Origin of the sequence: Erwinia sp. Leaf53, from assembly GCF_001422605.1 — a bacterium.
Taxonomy (GTDB): domain Bacteria; phylum Pseudomonadota; class Gammaproteobacteria; order Enterobacterales; family Enterobacteriaceae; genus Erwinia.
Window position 1 is genome coordinate 78,410 of the sequence record NZ_LMLK01000021.1, and the last position, 19,265, is coordinate 97,674.

General features: G+C 60.0%; 18 protein-coding genes. 5 read left to right on the top strand and 13 right to left on the bottom strand.

Translation table 11 applies throughout. From position 1 onward, the window contains the following. The first annotated feature begins 376 nt into the window (after positions 1-376). The 5 genes from ASF13_RS12055 to ASF13_RS12075 all read left to right on the top strand — a co-directional run bounded on the left by ASF13_RS12055 (position 377) and on the right by ASF13_RS12075 (position 7,055). Complete coding sequence (locus ASF13_RS12055; protein WP_056236557.1) at positions 377-1,180, top strand: mannosyl-3-phosphoglycerate phosphatase-related protein; 804 nt, start codon at positions 377-379, stop codon at positions 1,178-1,180. Between the two features lie 28 nt (positions 1,181-1,208). Next, entirely contained in the window at positions 1,209-2,429 is a 1,221-nt protein-coding gene (locus ASF13_RS12060) for a hypothetical protein (protein WP_056236559.1), read from the top strand. A 178-nt stretch (positions 2,430-2,607) separates the two neighbouring features. Beyond that, a complete protein-coding gene (gene mfd, locus ASF13_RS12065) occupies positions 2,608-6,051 on the top strand; it encodes a transcription-repair coupling factor (RefSeq protein ID WP_056237156.1) in 3,444 nt (1,147 codons plus the stop codon). Between the two features lie 300 nt (positions 6,052-6,351). Then, the gene (locus ASF13_RS12070; RefSeq protein ID WP_056236561.1) at positions 6,352-6,720 is read left to right on the top strand and encodes a type II toxin-antitoxin system RelE/ParE family toxin; all 369 of its coding nucleotides are present in this window, start codon (positions 6,352-6,354) and stop codon (positions 6,718-6,720) included. After that, a complete protein-coding gene (locus ASF13_RS12075; RefSeq protein ID WP_056236563.1) occupies positions 6,717-7,055 on the top strand; it encodes a helix-turn-helix domain-containing protein in 339 nt (112 codons plus the stop codon). The genes ASF13_RS12070 and ASF13_RS12075 overlap by 4 nt, the downstream gene beginning before the upstream one ends. A gap of 266 nt (positions 7,056-7,321) precedes the next feature. On the opposite strand, the gene ASF13_RS12080 is transcribed toward ASF13_RS12075, so the two are convergent. The 13 genes from ASF13_RS12080 to pabC all read right to left on the bottom strand — a co-directional run bounded on the left by ASF13_RS12080 (position 7,322) and on the right by pabC (position 19,216). After that, positions 7,322-7,861 carry a glycine zipper 2TM domain-containing protein gene (locus tag ASF13_RS12080; protein WP_056236565.1) on the bottom strand — a complete coding sequence of 180 codons (540 nt, stop codon included), beginning with the start codon at positions 7,859-7,861 and terminating at the stop codon, positions 7,322-7,324. A gap of 320 nt (positions 7,862-8,181) precedes the next feature. Further along, positions 8,182-9,474, bottom strand: a complete 1,293-nt coding sequence (locus ASF13_RS12085; protein WP_056236566.1) for an NAD(P)/FAD-dependent oxidoreductase — start codon at positions 9,472-9,474, stop codon at positions 8,182-8,184. Between the two features lie 255 nt (positions 9,475-9,729). Next, the gene (gene nagZ / locus ASF13_RS12090) at positions 9,730-10,749 is read right to left on the bottom strand and encodes a beta-N-acetylhexosaminidase (RefSeq protein ID WP_056236568.1); all 1,020 of its coding nucleotides are present in this window, start codon (positions 10,747-10,749) and stop codon (positions 9,730-9,732) included. Positions 10,750-10,845: 96 nt separating this feature from the next. After that, entirely contained in the window at positions 10,846-11,724 is an 879-nt protein-coding gene (gene thiK / locus ASF13_RS12095) for a thiamine kinase (protein ID WP_056236570.1), read from the bottom strand. Next, the gene (lpoB, locus tag ASF13_RS12100) at positions 11,684-12,289 is read right to left on the bottom strand and encodes a penicillin-binding protein activator LpoB (RefSeq protein WP_056236572.1); all 606 of its coding nucleotides are present in this window, start codon (positions 12,287-12,289) and stop codon (positions 11,684-11,686) included. The genes thiK and lpoB overlap by 41 nt, the downstream gene beginning before the upstream one ends. 11 nt (positions 12,290-12,300) lie before the next feature. After that, a complete protein-coding gene (locus tag ASF13_RS12105; protein WP_056236574.1) occupies positions 12,301-12,669 on the bottom strand; it encodes a YcfL family protein in 369 nt (122 codons plus the stop codon). A gap of 26 nt (positions 12,670-12,695) precedes the next feature. Continuing rightward, the gene (hinT, locus tag ASF13_RS12110; protein ID WP_056236576.1) at positions 12,696-13,046 is read right to left on the bottom strand and encodes a purine nucleoside phosphoramidase; all 351 of its coding nucleotides are present in this window, start codon (positions 13,044-13,046) and stop codon (positions 12,696-12,698) included. A 173-nt stretch (positions 13,047-13,219) separates the two neighbouring features. Then, positions 13,220-14,653, bottom strand: a complete 1,434-nt coding sequence (ptsG, locus tag ASF13_RS12115; RefSeq protein WP_056236578.1) for a PTS glucose transporter subunit IIBC — start codon at positions 14,651-14,653, stop codon at positions 13,220-13,222. Between the two features lie 306 nt (positions 14,654-14,959). Further along, the gene (locus ASF13_RS12120; protein WP_056236579.1) at positions 14,960-15,751 is read right to left on the bottom strand and encodes a metal-dependent hydrolase; all 792 of its coding nucleotides are present in this window, start codon (positions 15,749-15,751) and stop codon (positions 14,960-14,962) included. A gap of 11 nt (positions 15,752-15,762) precedes the next feature. After that, positions 15,763-16,761, bottom strand: a complete 999-nt coding sequence (gene holB, locus ASF13_RS12125) for a DNA polymerase III subunit delta' (RefSeq protein ID WP_056236581.1) — start codon at positions 16,759-16,761, stop codon at positions 15,763-15,765. After that, entirely contained in the window at positions 16,758-17,390 is a 633-nt protein-coding gene (gene tmk / locus ASF13_RS12130) for a dTMP kinase (RefSeq protein WP_056236583.1), read from the bottom strand. Before tmk ends, holB begins: the two co-directional genes overlap by 4 nt. Beyond that, positions 17,380-18,405 (bottom strand): endolytic transglycosylase MltG, encoded by a 1,026-nt coding sequence (mltG, locus tag ASF13_RS12135; protein ID WP_056236585.1) that lies wholly within the window; start codon positions 18,403-18,405, stop codon positions 17,380-17,382. Before mltG ends, tmk begins: the two co-directional genes overlap by 11 nt. 16 nt (positions 18,406-18,421) lie before the next feature. After that, positions 18,422-19,216, bottom strand: coding sequence for an aminodeoxychorismate lyase (gene pabC, locus ASF13_RS12140; RefSeq protein ID WP_056236588.1), 795 nt, complete (start codon positions 19,214-19,216; stop codon positions 18,422-18,424). Between the last annotated feature and the right edge of the window lie 49 nt (positions 19,217-19,265).

Genomic DNA, 19,265 nt, shown 5'->3' on the forward strand with positions numbered 1-19,265 from the left:
TATCAGTGTTATCTGTGCTCAGCACCTGTTCCAGTATAGACACTATCGCCTGTTCTGCCGGTAAAGACGGGTAAAGCTGCGTAATTGCTGACTTTTTCGTTTTCTTAACAATTGGTGATGAGACTTCTGTCCGCAGAAAAACGTAGAATGTTCCCACTGCATCACCCCTAAAGGTGCGGTCAACCTAAAAAGTAACAAGGATTTTGCCCGCGCAGCGCGGGCTTTTTTTTACCCGCGATTCCCCTTCTGTCACAGCGTCTATACTTGCTAACGGCGCCTGAGCTGCCGCGCTATGTTTACCTTAATACCAGCAACACGTTCGCCATCACCTTCGCAGCACTGCTGCTGCCTGCTGATTTGATAACCGGGGGTATCTATGCCGACTCTGCAGGATCCACTGACGATCGTCACCGATCTCGACGGCTCACTGCTCGATCATCACACCTACAGCTGGCAACCTGCACAGGCCTGGCTGGACCGCCTGCAGGAAGCGCGGATCCCGATCGTCATCTGCTCCAGTAAAACCGCCACTGAGATTGTGCCGCTGCAGCGGGCGCTGGGGCTTGGCAGCGCGCCGTTTATCAGCGAGAACGGTGCGCTGGTGCAGTGGGACGGTGCGCCGGGCGGCCCGCTGCGTCATCATCCCGGCCCGGATTACGCCAGCCTGTGTCATACCCTGCTGCGGCTCAGGCAGCGTGAGGGGTTTAAGTTCACCGGTTTTTCTGACGTCACCGAAAAAGAGATCGCCGACTGGACCGGCCTGTCGCCGGGCGACGCCGCGCTGGCTAAAATGCGCGAGGCGTCAGAAAGCCTGATCTGGCGCGATGACCACGCGCGCTTCGCGCTATTCGGGCAACGTCTGGCGGAGGAAGGGCTGGCGCTGGTGCAGGGAGGACGTTTCTGGCACGTGATGCCGCAGGGCTGGGACAAGGGCAGCGCGCTGCGCTGGCTGCTGCAGGAGACGCCGTTTGGCGCTGCGGCCCCGCTGACCATTGGCCTGGGTGACAGCCCTAACGATGCCCCGATGCTGGACAGCGTCGATTTTGCCGTGGTGATTAAAGGTTTCAGTAAAAACCCGCTGCTGCTGCAGCGCGCAGCAAATCCGGCGGTGTATCGCACCGCGCACGCCGGCCCGCAGGGCTGGAGCGAAGGGCTGGATTTTTTTATCACTCAAACCTGAGTGTTCACGAGTCTGACAGGGGAATGCGATGAGCGATTTTTACCAGAACGGGGTGATTACCAATTTCCACAATCTGACTGAGCGCCCGCTTAAAGAGCTGGAAAAGGATCTGGTACGCTTTTCACGCAAACGTAAGATGGGGCTGATCCTGCCTTCGCTGTTTTCAGAACTTGAAGGCCCGGCGCTGGGAAATATCGTCGACGAACTGGCGAAAGTGCCTTATCTGGCCGAGATTGTGATCGGCCTGGACCGCGCTGACCGCGACCAGTTTCTGCACGCGCGGGAGTTCTTCTCCCGCCTGCCACAGCGTCACCGCATTTTGTGGAACGACGGGCCGCGGCTGAAAGCGCTGGACGCCGAGCTGGATAAGGAGGGACTGTCGCCTTCGCAACCCGGAAAAGGGCGCAACGTCTGGTTCTGCACCGGCTACACCCTCGCCTCTGACCGCTCACACTGCGTGGCGCTGCACGACTGCGATATCGTCACCTATGAGCGCGGCATGCTGGCGCGTCTGCTCTATCCGCTGGCTAATCCAAATTTCGAGTACGAATTCTGCAAAGGCTTTTACGCCCGGGTGGCGGACGGCAAGCTGAACGGCCGCGTGGGCCGCCTGCTGGTCGGCCCGCTGCTGCGGGCGCTGCAGAAGGTTTACGGCCACTCCGAGTACCTCGACTATCTTGCCAGCTTTCGTTACCCGCTCTCCGGCGAGTTTGCCATGCGCACCCAGGTGCTCAACGGCATCAAAATTCCCGGCGACTGGGGGCTGGAGATCGGCGTCCTGTCGGAGATTTACCGCAACTACACCACCCGGCAGAGCTGCCAGGTGGAGATCGCCGACAACTACGATCATAAACACCAGCCGCTGTCGGAAGAGGATGGCAGCGGCGGCCTGCGCCGCATGAGCAACGATATCGTACAGTCGCTGCTGCGTAAAATGGCCACCATGGGGGTGAACATCACCAGCGATTCGTTCCGCGTGCTGAAAGCCACCTACTACCGCTACGCGCTGGACGTGATGGAAATTTACAGCCATGACGCGATGATGAACGGCCTGAGATTTGATCAGCACGTTGAGGAGGCTGCGGTGGAGATGTTCACCCAGTCGATTCTGGAAGCCGGTCAGTCGTTTATCGAGCGCCCTAATGAAAAACCCTTTATCCCCAGCTGGAGCCGTGTCCAGTCGGCATTCCCGGATATTTTGCAGCGCATCCAGCAGGCGGTCGAGGAGGATAATAGCGGCGACGTCTGAGTGCGCAACCGCGCGCGTTTAACGCCAGGATAATCCGCCTGGCCACTGCAACTTCAACCATTTAGAGTTATACTCGCCGGGCTGAAATGGGAAAGCCCTGCGGCAACAGAGCCGTCAACTGGCAGGCCGGCCGCCGGGTTCCCGCTCTCCTTTGAGATATGAGAACGCCGAACTGATTATGCCTGAACATTACCGTTATGACCTGCCGGCAAAGGCGGGCGACCTGCGCCAACTGGGGCAGTTAACCGGTGCAGCCTGCGCCGTAGAGTGTGCCGAAATTGTTGAACGCCACGCCGGTCCGGTGATGTTGATCGCGCCGGATATGCAAAATGCCCTGCGCCTGCAGGATGAGATACGCCAGTTTACCGACTGCCCGGTGATCGCGCTGGCCGACTGGGAGACGCTGCCCTACGACAGCTTCTCCCCGCACCAGGAGATTATCTCCTCGCGGCTTTCCACGCTGTACCAGCTGCCAACGATGACCCGCGGCCTGCTGATCCTGCCGGTGAACACGCTGATGCAGCGCGTCTGCCCGCACGGCTATCTGCACGGCCATGCGCTGGTGATGCGCAAAGGGCAGCAGCTGTCGCGAGACGCGCTGCGCAGCCAGCTGGAGCAGGCGGGTTACCGCAGCGTCGATCAGGTGATGGCCCACGGTGAATTCGCTACCCGCGGAGCCCTGCTCGACCTCTATCCGATGGGCAGCGACCGCCCGTACCGCATCGACTTTTTCGATGATGAAATTGACAGCCTGCGCCTGTTCGACACCGACAGCCAGCGCACGCTGGAAGAGGTGACGGCGATCAATCTGCTGCCGGCCCATGAGTTCCCTACCGATAAAAATGCGATCGAACTGTTTCGCAGCCAGTGGCGTGAGCGGTTCGACGTCAGGCGCGAACCGGAACACATCTACCAGCAGGTGAGCAAGGGCACCCTGCCTGCCGGTATCGAGTACTGGCAGCCGCTGTTTTTTGACGGCCCACTGCCGACGTTGTTCAGCTATCTGCCCGCCTCAACTCTGCTGGTCAGCACCGGCGACCTTGAGGCCAGCAGCGAACGTTTCTGGCAGGACGTCAATGCCCGCTATGAGAATCGCCGCGTTGACCCGATGCGCCCGTTACTGCCGCCCCCTTCACTGTGGCTGCGCGCGGACGAGCTGTTTGGCGAACTGAAGCAGTGGCCGCGGATACAGCTGGCAACGGAGCAGCTGCCCGATAAAGCCGCTAACCGTAACCTGCAGTACCAGCCGCTGCCGGACCTGGCGGTGCAGGCCCAGGCGAAAGCGCCGCTGGACGCGCTGCGCCGCTTCCTTGAAGAGTTTGACGGCCCGGTGGTGTTCTCGGTAGAGAGTGAAGGCCGCCGCGAAACGCTGCAGGAGCTGCTGGCGCGGATTAAGCTGAAACCGCAGCCGATCGACGCGCTGCATGATGCCCGCCAACCGGGTCACTACCTGCTGATCGGCGCCAGCGAGCACGGCTTTATCGACGGCCTGCGCCACCGTGCGCTGATCTGCGAGAGCGACCTGCTGGGCGAGCGGGTCAGCCGTCGTCGCCAGGACAGTCGCCGTACCATCAACCCCGACGTACTGATCCGCAACCTCGCCGAGCTGCATCCGGGGCAGCCGGTGGTGCATCTGGAGCACGGCGTCGGGCGCTATATTGGCCTGACCACCCTGGAAACCGGCGGTATCAAGGCCGAATACCTGATGCTGGCCTACGCCGGCGACGCCAAACTCTACGTGCCGGTCTCCTCGCTACACCTGATTAGCCGCTATGCCGGTGGTGCCGATGAGAGCGCCCCGCTGCACAAGCTGGGCAGCGACGCCTGGTCACGCGCCCGACAAAAAGCAGCAGAGAAAGTGCGCGACGTCGCCGCCGAACTGCTGGATATTTATGCCCAGCGCGCGGCGAAGACCGGCTTTGCCTTTAAGCATGATAAGCAGCAGTACCAGCTGTTCTGTGAAAGCTTCCCGTTTGAAACCACCCCGGACCAGGCGCAGGCGATTAACGCCGTGCTCAGCGATATGTGTCAGCCGCTGGCGATGGACAGGCTGGTATGTGGTGACGTCGGCTTTGGTAAAACGGAAGTGGCGATGCGTGCCGCCTTCCTGGCGGTAGAGAACCACAAGCAGGTGGCGGTGCTGGTACCGACCACCCTGCTGGCGCAGCAGCACTACGACAACTTCCGCGATCGCTTTGCCAACTGGCCGGTGCGCATCGAGGTGCTGTCCCGCTTCCGTACCGCAAAGGAGCAGGCGCAGGTGCTGGAAGAGGCGCGGGAAGGCAAGGTCGATATTCTGATCGGCACCCATAAACTGCTGCAGAGCGAGATCAAATGGCGCGACCTGGGGCTGCTGATCGTCGATGAAGAGCACCGATTTGGCGTGCGCCATAAAGAGCGCATCAAGGCGATGCGCTCGGACGTCGATATTCTGACGCTGACCGCCACCCCGATCCCGCGCACCCTGAATATGGCGATGAGCGGCATGCGCGATCTGTCGATTATCGCCACGCCACCGGCCCGCCGCCTGGCGGTAAAAACCTTCGTCCGCGAGTACGACGAGCTGGTGGTGCGCGAAGCGCTGCTGCGCGAAGTGCTGCGCGGCGGCCAGGTCTATTATCTGTACAACGATGTGGAAAATATCGAGAAAGCGGCGAAGCGCATCAGCGATCTGGTGCCGGAGGCCCGGGTGGCCATCGGCCACGGTCAGATGCGCGAACGCGAGCTGGAACGGGTGATGAACGATTTTCACCACCAGCGCTTTAACGTGCTGGTGTGTACCACCATCATTGAGACCGGCATCGATATCCCCACCGCCAATACCATTATCATCGAGCGCGCCGATCACTTCGGCCTGGCACAGCTGCACCAGCTGCGCGGTCGCGTGGGTCGTTCGCACCATCAGGCGTACGCCTGGCTGCTGACGCCCCACCCGAAAGCGATGACCACCGATGCGCATAAGCGCCTTGAGGCCATCGCTTCGCTGGAAGATCTGGGGGCCGGTTTCGCGCTGGCCACCCACGATCTGGAGATCCGCGGCGCTGGCGAACTGCTCGGCGAAGGCCAGAGCGGCCAGATGGAAACCATCGGCTTCTCGCTGTATATGGAGCTACTGGAGAATGCGGTCGATGCGCTGAAAGAGGGCCGCGAGCCATCGCTGGAAGATCTGACCAGCAACCAGACCGAAATTGAGCTGCGGATGCCGTCGCTGCTGCCGGATGATTTTATTCCTGACGTCAACACGCGCCTGTCGTTCTATAAGCGTATTGCCAGCGCCCAGCAGGCCGGCGAGCTGGACGACCTGAAAGTGGAGCTGATCGACCGTTTTGGCCTGCTGCCGGATGCCGCCCGCAATCTGCTGGATATCGCCGGGCTGCGGCTGGCCGCCAAAGCGTTGGGTATTCGCAAGCTGGAGGCCAGCGAGAAAGGCGGCTATATCGAATTCGCCGAGAAGAATAAGGTTGACCCGATGTGGCTGATCGGCCTGCTGCAGAAGGAGCCGCAGCACTGGCGGCTGGACGGCCCGACCCGCCTGAAGTTTATGCGCGATCTCGACGAGCGCAAGCTGCGCGTTAAATGGGTACAGACGTTTATGCAGCAGTTGCAGGAGCACGCGGTCTGACCTGATGCCTGACCTCCGCCGGGCCTGCGCCTTTCAACGCAGCCGGTTCTTTCACCCAGGCCCCTGCCGCGATAATTCTTATGCGGCAGGGCCTGAATTCTCATTTCGTGCCCCTTCCCCGCTAATTTTACGTAACGCTTTCAGGATCTGACACGTGCCTGCGCCACGATGATGACCGCCATCCGTTCAGAGCTTACCCTGTGTACTCGGTCAACCGCCGGAGCCGGCCATCACGAATGAACTTAACGTGCTGGCCCCACTTGCGTGTTGTACAAAAACTTATACACTCAGGGAGGCTTAATGACGCACACAACGGAACAACACCTGCGACCGAAGACGATCGACTGGCGCGGCAGCTCACTGGACGATCTGAAACAGCTGCCGCTGACGCTGCGGGCGCTGGCAGGCAGGGAGTTGCGTAAGGTTCAGTTTGGTGAAGACCCCGCCGACTTTAAAGTGATTGCAGACTGGGGGGCGGGAGTGGTGGAGATCCGGTTGAACGACGAACATCACTCTGGCCGGGTGGTGTATGTGGCAAAGTTTGCCGAACGACTTTACGTGCTGCACAGCTTTATTAAAAAATCGCAGAAAACGCGTAACGAAGATGTTGTTATCATCAAAACCCGCTATCGCGAAGTGATTGCGGAAAGGACCAGGAGCAAAGTATGAGCGATAAAATTGACACTGCCAGCCGCCATCTGACCCGGGCGGAGGATAATATCTTTAGCGACCTCGGGTTTGATGATGCCCAGGCGGCAGCGCTGCTGCGCGACTCTGACGAGGAGATCCGTCGCCTGCAGGCGATGAAAAAACAGGTGATGGCGGAGATCGCTGACTGGATCAAAGCGGGCAATATTAAGCAGCACCAGGCCGCGCAGATCATGCACGTTACCCGCCCGCGCGTCTCTGACGTGGTGAATCAGAAAACCGAAAAATTCACCCTCGATGCGCTGCTGGCGATGGCCGGCGCGATAGGCAAGCAGTTTCAGCTGGTGGCGAAATAATCCATCGCTACGCAGGGATGTCCTGCAGTGTCTGAGTGTTGCAGGGTTGCAGGGTTGCAGGGTTGCAGGGTTGCAGAATTATGCCCGCTATATTACGGGTTTAACGGCACTCAGCAGCGTGAATTTTACTGAGGCGGTTGAGTTGGGCGTCATGACTGAAGTGGAAGTAATACGGATGTGCCATCATTAACGCGTTGACTGTCGACAGCTTTGCGGCTGTCAACGGTCAACGTTTTTCAGGCCCAGGCCCAGGCTCAGGCTCAGGCTCAGGCTTTATTATTCAGCATCAGCTGGCCGTTGCTGTCCAGCGGAATGCGGGTACCCGGGTCGTTATCCATGCGGACTTTACCCTGCTGGTCGCCAATTTTATAGGTGACGTCGTAACCCAGCATTTTATCCTGCTTGTCATAGACCGTTTTGCAGCGCTGCTCGGTAGTGGTGTAGGTGTCACGATCCTGCAGCGCTCCCTGTACCTGATTACCGCCGTAGCCGCCGGCCAGCGCACCCGCGACCGTGGCAACATCGCGCCCACGTCCGCCGCCGAACTGGTGGCCAAGCACGCCACCGGCTACCGCACCTAATACCGAGCCGGCGATGCGGTTTTCATCCTGCACCGGGCGGCGGTGGGTCAGAGTGACGTTACGGCACTCCTGACGCGGGTTTTTTACCGTCTGTTTAATCGGCGTGGCGGAGAGCACCTGGGCAAACTGCGGACCACGGTCAAACACGTTCATGCTGGCCACGGCAGCTACGCCCAGCGCGGCAGCCACACCGATTCCAATTCCCGCTAACATTGATTTATTCACAGGAAATCCTCCTGACAGTTACCGCGCATACTGGCCTGCTGCAACATCCGTGGCAGGTACGGCCTACCCGGCGTGCGCGACGCACCAGGGTAATGAGCTGAATTTTGCAATCTGACGGGGAATGTGACAATAAGAATAGGGGAAGAAAACGTGCGAAAGCACCGAAGATACGGGGTTTTAGGAGTGTTCCGAGCACCGGTAATGCCCCCACCTGCAGCAGAAAAAAAGGCCAGGTCAGGGCCGCATTCGCGACGCCCTTCCCGGCCTTTCAGGATCTGAACAGGATGCAGGACCGGTTCAGACGCGGACTACCGCGCGGCTTAGTGCAGCTTCAGACGCGGGCGGATCACCCGGTTAATGCTGCCCACCAGCATCATCAGCCCGGTTTTGAAGTAGCCGTGCAGGGCAATCTGGTGCATGCGGTACAGCGAGATGTAGACGATACGTGCAATGCGGCCTTCGATCATCATCGAACCGCGCATCAGGTTGCCCATCAGGCTGCCCACGGTGCTGAAGCGTGAGAGCGAAACCAGCGAGCCGTTGTCTTTATAGACGTAGGGCTTCTGCGGCTGCCCTTTAATCTCTGCCAGGATATTTGCCAGCACGCGTGACGCCATCTGGTGAGCGGACTGCGCACGCGGCGGCACGAAGCCCCCCGCCGGCAGCGCGCAGGACGCGCAGTCGCCGATCGCGTAAATGTTCGGGTCGCGGCTGGTCTGCAGCGTCGGCTCCACCACCAGCTGGTTGATGCGGTTGGTTTCGAGGCCGCCGATCTCTTTCATAAAGTCCGGTGCCTTGATACCCGCGGCCCATACCATCAGGTCGGCGTCAATAAACTCGCCGGACTTAGTGTTCAGGCCCTTCTCATCGGCACTGGTAACCATGGTCTGGGTCAGAACGCGCACGCCCAGCTTGCTCAGCTCCTGATGAGCCGCGGCGGAGATGCGCGGCGGTAAGGCCGGCAGAATACGCTCGCCGGCTTCCACCAGCGTGACGTTCAGCGCTTCGCTGTTCAGCCCCTTAACGCCGTAGCTGTGCAGCTCTTTCACCGCGTTATGCAGCTCGGCAGAGAGTTCCACCCCGGTGGCACCGGCACCGACGATGGCGATGTTCACTTTTTCGGTGGCACCGTTGCTGGCGGAGAACTTAAGGAACAGGTTCAGCATGGCGTTATGGAAACGACGCGCCTGATGCGGGTTGTCGAGGAAGATGCAGTTATCCTTGACGCCCGGCGTACCGAAATCATTAGAGGTACTGCCCAGCGCCATCACCAGCGTGTCGTACTCCAGTTCGCGTTCGGCGACCAGCAGAGCGCCCTTCTCATCGCGAATTTCCGCAAGGTGCACGCGCTTATCGTCACGGTTCAGGGTGGTCAGGGTACCGAGCTGAAACTCAAAGCCGTGCTTGTGGGCGTGAGCCAGGTAGCTCAGTCCGTCAATGCCTTCATCCAGCGATCCGGTGGCCACTTCATGCAGCAGCGGTTTCCACAGGTGAGTCTGGTTACGATCCACCAGCGTGATTTGCGCTTTCTTTTTGCGCCCCAGCTTGTGGCCCAGCTGAGTAGCCAGTTCGAGTCCTCCGGCGCCTCCGCCGATAATAACAATTTTCTTCATAGATACAGTCTGACGACCCTCATAAAAGTGAACCAATCGTTAACTAAAAGTTAAATAATAACCTTAGCAAACATAGGGTTGGCGATGTTAATTCGCGAGCTGAGGGCAGAATAACACGGGGGAATTCATCTGTTCTACGAAAATTGATCCTGGTCAATTTTATTAATAAAAGCGGGAATACTACGAATAACAGGGGTATTTAACCCGCCGGCTGGCGGGTTAATTTTTATATAAAAAACAACGTGGAGATTTGAATTAGCGGGCAGAATTCGCCTTCTGCGTCAGCCAGCGATCCTGCAGTTTTTCCAGCGCGTTATGGCTCTCTTTCCAGCGCGGCGAGTCGATAAGCTGCTGCCGGCTGAAATGACCACGGTGGTACAGCTGGCTGACCCGTTCGCTGCGGGTCGGCGGCAGATTATCCAGCACGCTCACCGCGCCTGCACGGTGGTTGCAGACCAGAATCATGTCGCAGCCGGCGTTCAGCGCCGCCTGCCCACGCTGGGCATAGTTACCCATTACCGCCGCCCCTTCCATCGACAGATCGTCAGAGAAGATCACGCCGTTAAAGCCCAGCTCACTGCGCAGCACCGTCTGCAGCCAGTGCGATGAGCCGCTGGCCGGGTTAGGGTCGACCTCGGTATAGATCACGTGCGCTGGCATGATCGCATCCAGCGCGCCTTCGGCAATCAGCTGTTTGAAAATCGGCATATCCTGCTGGCGGATCTCCGCTTCGCTGCGGTTATCGCGCGGCGTCTCTTTGTGCGAGTCGGCGCTGACCGCACCGTGCCCCGGGAAGTGTTTGCCGGTGGTCTTCATCCCGGCATCGTGCATACCGCGGATAAACTGCCGCGCCATCGCCAGCGCGATCGCCGGGTCCTGATGGAATGAGCGCTCGCCAATTGCCGCGCTGCCGTGGCCAATGTCCAGCACCGGCGCAAAGCTGATGTCGATATCCATGGCGATCATCTCGGCGGCCATCAGCCAGCCCGCCTGCTGCGCCAGCTGTTCCCCCGCCGCCGCGTCATTCAGTGCGGCAAACGCCTGCATCGCGGGCAGCCGGGTAAAGCCGTCGCGAAAGCGCTGCACGCGTCCGCCTTCCTGGTCGACCGCGATCACCAGCCGCTGGCGTGAGGCGGCGCGGATCTGCCGTACCAGTTCGGCCAGCTGCGCCGGATCGTGGTAGTTGCGGGTGAACAGAATAAGCCCGCCCACCAGCGGATGCTGTAAAATTTCGCGCTCTTCGGCATCCAGTTCGTAGCCGTGCACGTCTAACATTACGGGTCCCACAGTTCACCTCTTATCCTGCTGTTACAGGCTATATCCGTCATTCATCAGGTCGCACAGGCATTCGCTTCAGGCAACCTGAATGATTCAGGCTACATTGTGTTTAACCTGCCGCCAGCCCTGTTCGGCCAGCGCCAGAAAATTCGTCTCGCCACTCTGCTGCCAGCGCAGTTCATACCAGCAGCTGGCAAGCAGCGTCAGCCACGGTAGCCAGCGGTGAATCTGCTGGATCAGGGCGTCAGGCTGCAGCTGCTGCTGTCCGGCGTAAGCCGTAATCAGCCGCTGCTGCTGCCCGATATCCAGCCCGTTACCGCTAATGATTGCGGCCAGTTCCAGCGCCACATCGCCATCGCTGGCATATTCCCAGTCGATCAGCCTGAGCCTGCCGCCGGCGTTAATCAGATTGCCGCTGTGGATATCCATATGCAGCGGTGCCAGCCGCAGCGGACGCGGCTCACCCTGACGCGCTAACCGCCGTAACGCCCGCAGCCACGTCAGCGTGCGCCGTGCAGGCTGGCTGCGCTGCCAGTAACATTGCAACAGCGGCAGCAGGGTTAAGCGGTAACCGCACGGCGGCTGCTGGTGCAGTCGCGCCACGGTGGCGGCCAGCGGCTCCAGCCAGTCATTCAGCGCGTCGGGGTGCAGCACCTGCCCCACCTGCCAGCCCAGCAGCAGCCAGTGCGGGTTGCGCCCTACCGCCTGCGGTGCCACACCGCTGGCGGCCAGCTTGCGTAAAATGCGGTACTCACGACGGCGGCAGACGCCAGGCATCAGCGGGGTAACGTCCGCCCGTCGCGCCAGCAGCGTAACGTCCGGCAGCGCGATGCGCACGCTGCCACCGCTCAGGCCGCTTTGCGCCGTAAAGCATCCGGCGGCAATGTCTGCCGCCGGAAAGTGCTGCCTGATTAGCTGACCGAGTGCCGGATCAGTGCTGAACGGCACCGCTGCCTGACCAGATAATTTCACCGGTCTGCACCAGCATCAGCTGCATCTGCAGCGTCGGCGATTTGATGTCGCCTTCGGCATTGCTGTACAGCACATACTGTGCGCCAACGTAGCGGGCAAGACCGATCGCTTTACTGCGCGAGACCAGGCTGTCTTCCGCCGACAGGCCCAGCGTCTGCTTAGCCACGCCCAGCTGCTGCGGGCTGACCAGCGTGAACTGGCTGTTATTGGCCAGCGCACCCTGCAGCGCCGCGGTCGCCTTAGCGCTCTGCAGGCTGCCGTTAGTGCTGTTTTTCACGCTGTCGACCAGCAGCACGCTGCCGGCGGTGACGCCATCCGCCTTCAGCATCTGCGCCACCAGCGGAGAAACGCTGGCCTGCCAGTTGATGGATTGCATCTTCGGCGGTTGCGGCACGTTCTCTACCGGCGCAGGCTGTGCTGGTACCGGTTGTGGCTCAGGTTGCGGCTGCGGCTGTACCGGTTCCACCGGCGCAGGCTGCTGCCCCTGCTGCTGTTCACCGGTAATACAGCCCGTCAGTAACAGGGCCAGCGCCAGTACGCCCGCCAGCTTAAATTTATGTTGCACGCTATCACTCCTCACAGATACAGGTAGAGACGAACTTTGCCCGCCGACAGGTTGCCGTTTTGCGAGGCCACTTCGGCCTTGCCGTTGGCAGGAACGACCACGGTTTGTGGGCGTTCAAAAGGCAGGATCTCCAGCCCTTTTTCATCGTACCAGTAGAATCGCCAGTTGACGCTGACCGGTTTGTCCTGCTGGTTAAACAGGGTGGTTGAGGCACGCTGCTGGCCGTTGACCTCGCGGATCGTCGGCTCATCGGTGGTGATGCCGGCCGACAGCACCGACGACTCCATCACCAGCGTTTGCGCGGTGTTGATTGCGGTGCGGTCGCTGGAACAGCCGCTGAGTGCCAGCAGCATCAGCGCGCTGATAATGATGATCCGCATCGGGTGACTTCCGTAGCCGTTCAGGGTCAGGAGACCAGCATCGGCCCGAGAGGGCGGCCGCCCACCAGGTGCAGGTGGATGTGGTACACCTCCTGCCCGCCGTGCTTATTGCAGTTCATAATCAGACGATAGCCGTCTTCGGCAATGCCCTCTTCTTTGGCAATTTTCGCCGCCACGGTCATCATCCGACCCAGCGCCGCCTCATGCGCCGCCTGCACGTCGTTGGCCGTTGGGATCAGCAGGTTGGGGATCACCAGAATATGGGTGGGTGCCTGCGGAGAGATATCGCGAAAGGCGGTGACCAGTTCGTCCTGATAGACGATGTCAGCCGGAATTTCGCGGCGGATGATTTTACTGAAAATGGTTTCTTCGGCCATGGTGCATATCCTTAGCATCTGTACAATTATCGCAGTATGAGCGAGAAAATCGTTTTTTATCAACTTTCAACGCCGTTTTTCTTTTCTTCACCTGCGGACAGGATCATACACTATTGCTTAAGACGTAAAAAAGGGAGCCTGCGCTCCCTTTTCATTTTACTGATGCTTAGCGCTTACGCGTTACGCATGTAATCGTCCATGTCGGTTTTCAGGTTATCGGACTTGGTGCCGAAAATCGCCTGAACGCCGGAACCTGCCACTACTACGCCGGCAGCACCAAGCTTTTTCAGCCCTGCCTGATCGACTTTCGCCACGTCCGCCACGCTGACGCGCAGACGGGTAATACAGGCGTCGAGGTTAGTGATGTTCTCTTTACCGCCGAATGCAGCAACCAGGTTGGCCGCCATTTCGTTGGCCGAGGCGCTGGTCTGCTCGCTGGAGCTCTCTTCACGGCCCGGCGTTTTCAGATCCAGTTTGGCAATCAGTACACGGAAGATAGTGTAGTAGATGATGCCGTAGATGATACCGACAATCGGGAACAGCCAGAGTTTGCTACCGTTACCGCTCAGCACGATGAAGTCGATCAGGCCGTGCGAGAAGCTGGTACCGTCGCGCATGCCCAGCAGAATAGCGATTGGGAACGCCAGACCGGCCAGAATTGCGTGGATCACATACAGGATCGGCGCAACGAACATAAAGGCAAATTCAATCGGTTCGGTGATACCGGTCAGGAACGAGGTCAGCGCGGCGGAGATCATGATACCGCCCACTTTGGCACGGTTTTCAGGCTTCGCGGAGTGCCAGATGGCAATCGCTGCGGCAGGCAGGCCGTACATTTTGAACAGGAAGCCGCCGGACAGTTTACCTGCGGTTGGGTCACCCGCCATATAACGCGGGATATCGCCGTGGAATACCTGGCCTGCCGCGTTGGTGAATTCGCCGATCTGCATCTGGAACGGCACGTTCCAGATATGGTGCAGGCCAAACGGCACCAGAGAACGCTCAACCACGCCGTAGATGCCAAACGCCACCACCGGGTTCTGGTACGCCGCCCACTGGGAGAAGGTCTGGATAGCCGAACCAATCGGTGGCCAGATGAAGGAGAGCACCACGCCGAGGAAGATCGCCGTCAGGCCGGAGATAATCGGTACAAAGCGCTTACCGGCGAAGAAGCCAAGATACTCTGGCAGCCTGATGCGGTAGAAGCGGTTAAACATATACGCGGCGATGGAGCCGGCGATAATCCCGCCGAGCACGCCGGTATCGGCCAGGTGCTTGCTGGCGATCTCTTCCGCCGGCAGGTGCAGCACCAGCGGCGCGACCACGGCCATGGTTTTCACCATGATGCCGTAAGCTACCACCGCCGCAAGGGCAGAAACGCCATCGTTATTCGTGAAGCCCAGCGCCACGCCGATGGCAAAAATCAGCGGCATATTGGCAAAGACTGAACCACCGGCTTCCGCCATCACCTGTGAGACGACCAGCGGTAACCAGCTGAAGTTGGCAGAACCAACGCCCAGCAGAATACCCGCTATCGGCAGCACCGAAACGGGTAACATCAGCGATTTACCGACCTTTTGCAGGTTCGCAAATGCATTTTTGAACATAGTGTAAAGCTCCTGAGTATGAGTGCTTTTCGTTCGCGTGGTACGCGGTGCAAAGGAGGGAGGATCCCTTGCTTTTTTCAGAGAGTCTTAACGCTCTCGGTATTTATTACGAAGAGTAAAATAAATTGGTAAAAATTTGTTTGATGGCTATCACGTTTCGCGCTGCCCACCCGCCGATAACCAGGAAAAATCGTCAAAACCCGCTAAATTATGCGCTAAAAAAAAGTGCAGCTGCCAATTTTCGGCGCTGCACTTTACGACTTTTCGCTATTAATTACGAGGCATAAAACAAATCAGCCAGCGGATTCAACCGCCCAGGCGCGACATCGGCACGTGGAACAGGCGCGAGAAGTTTTCCGTGGTGGCGCGAGCCATCTCTTCAATGCTGACGCCCTTCACCACCGCCATGTACTCCGCCACATCTCGGGTCCAGGCCGGCTGATTCTCTTTGCCACGGTGCGGCACCGGGGCCAGATACGGCGAATCCGTCTCCACCAGCATGCGGTCCAGCGGCACATAGCGCGCCGCGATGCGGATCTGCTCAGCATTGCGGAAGGTGGCAATACCGGAGAAAGAGATGTAGAAACCCATATCCAACAGTTTTTCCGCCGTTTCCCGATCTTCAGTAAAGCAGTGGAGCACGCCCCCGCAGCGATCGGCCTGCTCTTCCTTCAAAATAGCCAGCGTGTCTTCGCGCGCGTCACGCGTGTGGACAATCACCGGTTTGTTCAGATCGCACCCCACGCGAATATGCTCCCGAAAGGAAGCCTGCTGACGTGCTTTGGTCTCTTTCTGATAGAAATAGTCCAGCCCGGTCTCGCCCATCGCCACCACCCGTGGTTCGGCGGCCAGCGCGCGTAGTTCGGCGAAGTCGTACTCCTCTTCCTGATTCAACGGGTGCACGCCGCAGGAGTAAGCCACGTCGGGACGATCGCCAATCAGTGCGGTCATCGCTTTATAGCCCGGCAGCGTGGTGGCTACCGCCAGCATAAATTTTACGTCGCGCGCCGCCGCCTTGGCGGCCACGTCGGCCACATCCTTGTGCAGGGTTTCGTAGTTCAGGCCATCCAGATGGCAGTGAGAATCAACTAAAAACATGTTCGCTACTCTTAAAGGTGGATACCGGCAGCCGCCGGTTTGATCGTCTCTTCCCAGCCTAACAGCTGGTCGGTAAGCAGTAATTCGCGATTGACCGCCACCACGTGCAGCAGGCGATCGCGGCAGGCCATCCAGTGACGCAGGCTGCGATCGATCGCCGCCGCCGGCAGCAGGCTGGCCAGCCCGTTGACCGCCGCCTGCTGGTCAGGGTTAGTGATGTACGCCCCGGCACCGTGCTGCCATTTGGCAGCGTCAATCAGCAGCGAACAGAGCCAGCCAATACGCTGCGCCGCCTGCTCATGGTTGAGCACCGGCAGCAACGTCAGCATATCACCCTGCAGCGCTGCAGGCAGCGCCTGACACAACGCCTGACGCTGCTGCCACACCTTTGGCTCCAGCAGCGCCAGCGCGGCGGCCGGTGCCCCGGCCGCCAGCCGCAGCGCCGCCATGCGCTCCTCTGCGCTGGCCGTCGACTGTTTCTGCAGCCAGTTCAGGCTCTGCGCTTCGTCCGGCACCTGAAGATGCCACAGCAGGCAGCGGCTGCGCAGCGTGGCCAGCAGCCGCGCGGGCTCTTCGCAGCTGAGCATAAACCAGGTGTTTTTCGGCGGCTCTTCCAGCGTTTTCAGCAGGGCGTTAGCCGCCGCCTCGCTCAGCTGGGCGGCATCCGGCAGCCAGACCACCTTGGCCCCACCCTGCTGGGCATGATGGTAGAGTTTTTCTGTCACGTTGCGGACGGCGTCGATGCCCAGCGTGGTTTTACCTTTCTCAGCTTCCAGCCGGTACCAGTCCGGGTGGGTACCCGCCTGCATCAGCTGGCAGGCGTGGCAGTGACCGCAGCTTTTCAGACCTTCAGGCTGGCGGCACATCAGCCAGCGACCGATGCCCCATACCAGCGCATCGTCCCCCATGCCCGGCAGCGCCTGGATTAGCAGCGCATGGTGCCCGCGCCCGGCCTGATGCAGGCCGAGGATCTGTCGGTAAGCCGGATTCAGCCACGGATACCAGTTCATCGGACGTCCTGTAACCAGCCGGCCAGCGTTTGCTGCAGATCCTGGCTGACCTGCGCCAGCGGACGGGTGGCGTCGATGGTGAGGATGCGTGGGTCTGCGGCGGCCAGCGCCAGATAGCGGTCACGGGTGCGGATAAAGAAGTTCAGCGACTCCTGTTCGATCCGATCCAGCTCGCCACGCGCCCGCGCCCGCTGCAGGCCAATTTCCGGCGTCACGTCGAGGTACAGGGTCAGATCGGGGGCAAAGTCGCCCAGCACCGCCTGCTTTAGCGTGCGCATCAGCGCGCTGTCCATGCCGCGGCCGCCGCCCTGGTAAGCCTGCGATGAGAGATCGTGACGATCGCCAACCACCCAGGCACCGCGTGCCAGCGCCGGCTTAATCACGTTTTCGACCAGCTGTACGCGGGCGGCATAGAGCATCAGCAGCTCTGCCTGGTCGGTGACGCGCTCCCCCTCGATGCCCTGCTTGATCAGCTCGCGCAGCTTTTCCGCCAGAGGCGTACCGCCCGGCTCGCGGGTAAAGACAATATCGTTAATTCCGTGCCGCTGCAGTTCAGCGACCACCGCATCCCGTGCCGTGGTTTTACCCGCCCCTTCCAGGCCCTCAATAACGATAAATTTACTGTTCATTTTTTTCCTTCATCGCCAGCCGGTAGACCTGAACGGCTTTATTGTGGCTGGCCAGATTGGTGGTAAAGGTGTGCCCGCCCTTACCGTCAGCGACAAAATAGAGATAGCTGGTTTTCAGCGGATGGGCGGCAGCCTGCAGCGAGGCGCTGCCCGGCATGGCAATCGGCCCCGGCGGCAGGCCGTTAATGGTGTAGGTATTATACGCCGTGGGCGTGTCCAGATCCTTACGCGTAAGGGTGCCGCTGTAGTCGCTGCCAAGGCCATAAATCACCGTGGGGTCGGTCTGCAGACGCATGCCGGTGCGCAGGCGGTTAATAAACACCGACGCCACCTTAGCGCGCTCGTCGCTGACCGCCGTCTCTTTCTCAACGATCGACGCCATGGTCAGCAGCTCGAGTTTCGATTTATACGGCAGGTTATCTTCCCGTCCCTGCCAGGCCTCATCCACCTCTTTTTCCATCCGCTGATGGGCGCGTTTCAGCAGCGCGACATCGCTGGTATTGGCGGTGTAGTGGTAGGTATCCGGATAGAACCAGCCTTCGGCACCCTGCTCTTCACCCTGCAGCTGCAGCGCGGCGGCAACGGTCGTCAGCTGGTCGTCTGCCAGCTGATGTTTCAGATAGGGGGCGCTGCGCAGCTGACTGAGCCACTCCTGCAGGCGCGTTCCTTCCACAAAGCGCAGCGGGAACTGCGCTTCGCGACCGGAGGCCAGCAGCGCCAGCATCTGGCGCACGGTCATCTTTTCATCGAAGCGATAGGTGCCGGCCTTGAACTCCGCCAGCTCCGGCTCCAGCTTCAACAACAGTCCAAACCACGGGCCGGGTTTGATAATGTGCTTTGACTCCAGCTGGGCTTCCAGCACCACGCGGCCGGAGCCGGCGGGCAGGGTAAAGATCGTTTCCTGGTTAATGGTCAGGGGAGAATCGGCAAACTGACGCGTCTGCCAGTAACCGTATGCGGCGGCTAACAGTGCTGCCGCAACCACCCCGACGACGATTTTGCGTGTTGTAGTCATAAAAATTCCACGTTATCTAATGGGGGCAAAGCAGAGAAAACAGCTGGCGCGAAGGATAGTGCCATGACTCGACCTGACGCACAGGCAGCACCGGCATCAGCGCATTGGTGATGAAAACCTCATCGGCAGCGGCCAGCGCATCAATTCCCACGCGCACCTCACTGAGTGACAGGCCATGGGCGACAATCTGCTGCATCACCCGCTGTCGCTGGATGCCGTTGACCCCTGATTCGCTTAAGTCCGGGGTAAAGACCCGATCCCCGGTGCGCCAGAATAAATTCGCCGCACAGCATTCCACCAGCATAGCATCAGTGTCAAGCACCAGTGCCTCGTCGGCCCCCGTCTGTTCAAGCCGTGTGCGGATCAGCACCTGCTCAAGCCGGTTGAGGTGTTTAATACCGGCCAGCAGCGGGTTTTGCGCCAGCCGCACCGGGCTGAGCGCCAGCCGGGCACCGCTGTGGCGTAAAGCGTCGTAGTGCGCCGGGTAGGCGGCCAGCGAAATAATTCGCGTCGGGCTGCCGCAGCCGCTGGCGCTGTAGCCGCGGCCACCGCTTCCGCGGGTGACGATTGCCTTCAGCACGCCGTCTGCCAGCGTGGCGCTGGCGGCGATCATTTCAGACCGCAGCGCCGCCCAGTCGACATCGGCGATCAGCAGCCGTTCACAGCCCTGCTGCAGCCGCTGCAGATGCGCCTCCAGCCACTCTACCTGCCCCTGCCTGACGCGCGCGGTGGTGAAACAGCCGTCGCCAAACTGTACCGCCCGATCGCTGGCCTCGATCGTCTGCTGCCGTATACCGTTAATCCACATTATGCCTGCTTCCCGCTATCCGAATGTCAGCCAGATTACCTGCCAATGCCGA

Bases quoted from the DNA above. Each gene is read 5' to 3' on its own strand.
- ASF13_RS12055 (WP_056236557.1), top strand. From the start codon at position 377: ATGCCGACTCTGCAGGATCCACTGACGATCGTCACCGATCTCGACGGC.
- ASF13_RS12060 (WP_056236559.1), top strand. From the start codon at position 1,209: ATGAGCGATTTTTACCAGAACGGGGTGATTACCAATTTCCACAATCTG.
- mfd (WP_056237156.1), top strand. From the start codon at position 2,608: ATGCCTGAACATTACCGTTATGACCTGCCGGCAAAGGCGGGCGACCTG.
- ASF13_RS12070 (WP_056236561.1), top strand. From the start codon at position 6,352: ATGACGCACACAACGGAACAACACCTGCGACCGAAGACGATCGACTGG.
- ASF13_RS12075 (WP_056236563.1), top strand. From the start codon at position 6,717: ATGAGCGATAAAATTGACACTGCCAGCCGCCATCTGACCCGGGCGGAG.
- ASF13_RS12085 (WP_056236566.1), bottom strand. From the start codon at position 9,474: ATGAAGAAAATTGTTATTATCGGCGGAGGCGCCGGAGGACTCGAACTG.
- nagZ (WP_056236568.1), bottom strand. From the start codon at position 10,749: ATGTTAGACGTGCACGGCTACGAACTGGATGCCGAAGAGCGCGAAATT.
- ASF13_RS12105 (WP_056236574.1), bottom strand. From the start codon at position 12,669: ATGCGGATCATCATTATCAGCGCGCTGATGCTGCTGGCACTCAGCGGC.
- hinT (WP_056236576.1), bottom strand. From the start codon at position 13,046: ATGGCCGAAGAAACCATTTTCAGTAAAATCATCCGCCGCGAAATTCCG.
- ptsG (WP_056236578.1), bottom strand. From the start codon at position 14,653: ATGTTCAAAAATGCATTTGCGAACCTGCAAAAGGTCGGTAAATCGCTG.
- ASF13_RS12120 (WP_056236579.1), bottom strand. From the start codon at position 15,751: ATGTTTTTAGTTGATTCTCACTGCCATCTGGATGGCCTGAACTACGAA.
- holB (WP_056236581.1), bottom strand. From the start codon at position 16,761: ATGAACTGGTATCCGTGGCTGAATCCGGCTTACCGACAGATCCTCGGC.
- tmk (WP_056236583.1), bottom strand. From the start codon at position 17,390: ATGAACAGTAAATTTATCGTTATTGAGGGCCTGGAAGGGGCGGGTAAA.
- mltG (WP_056236585.1), bottom strand. From the start codon at position 18,405: ATGACTACAACACGCAAAATCGTCGTCGGGGTGGTTGCGGCAGCACTG.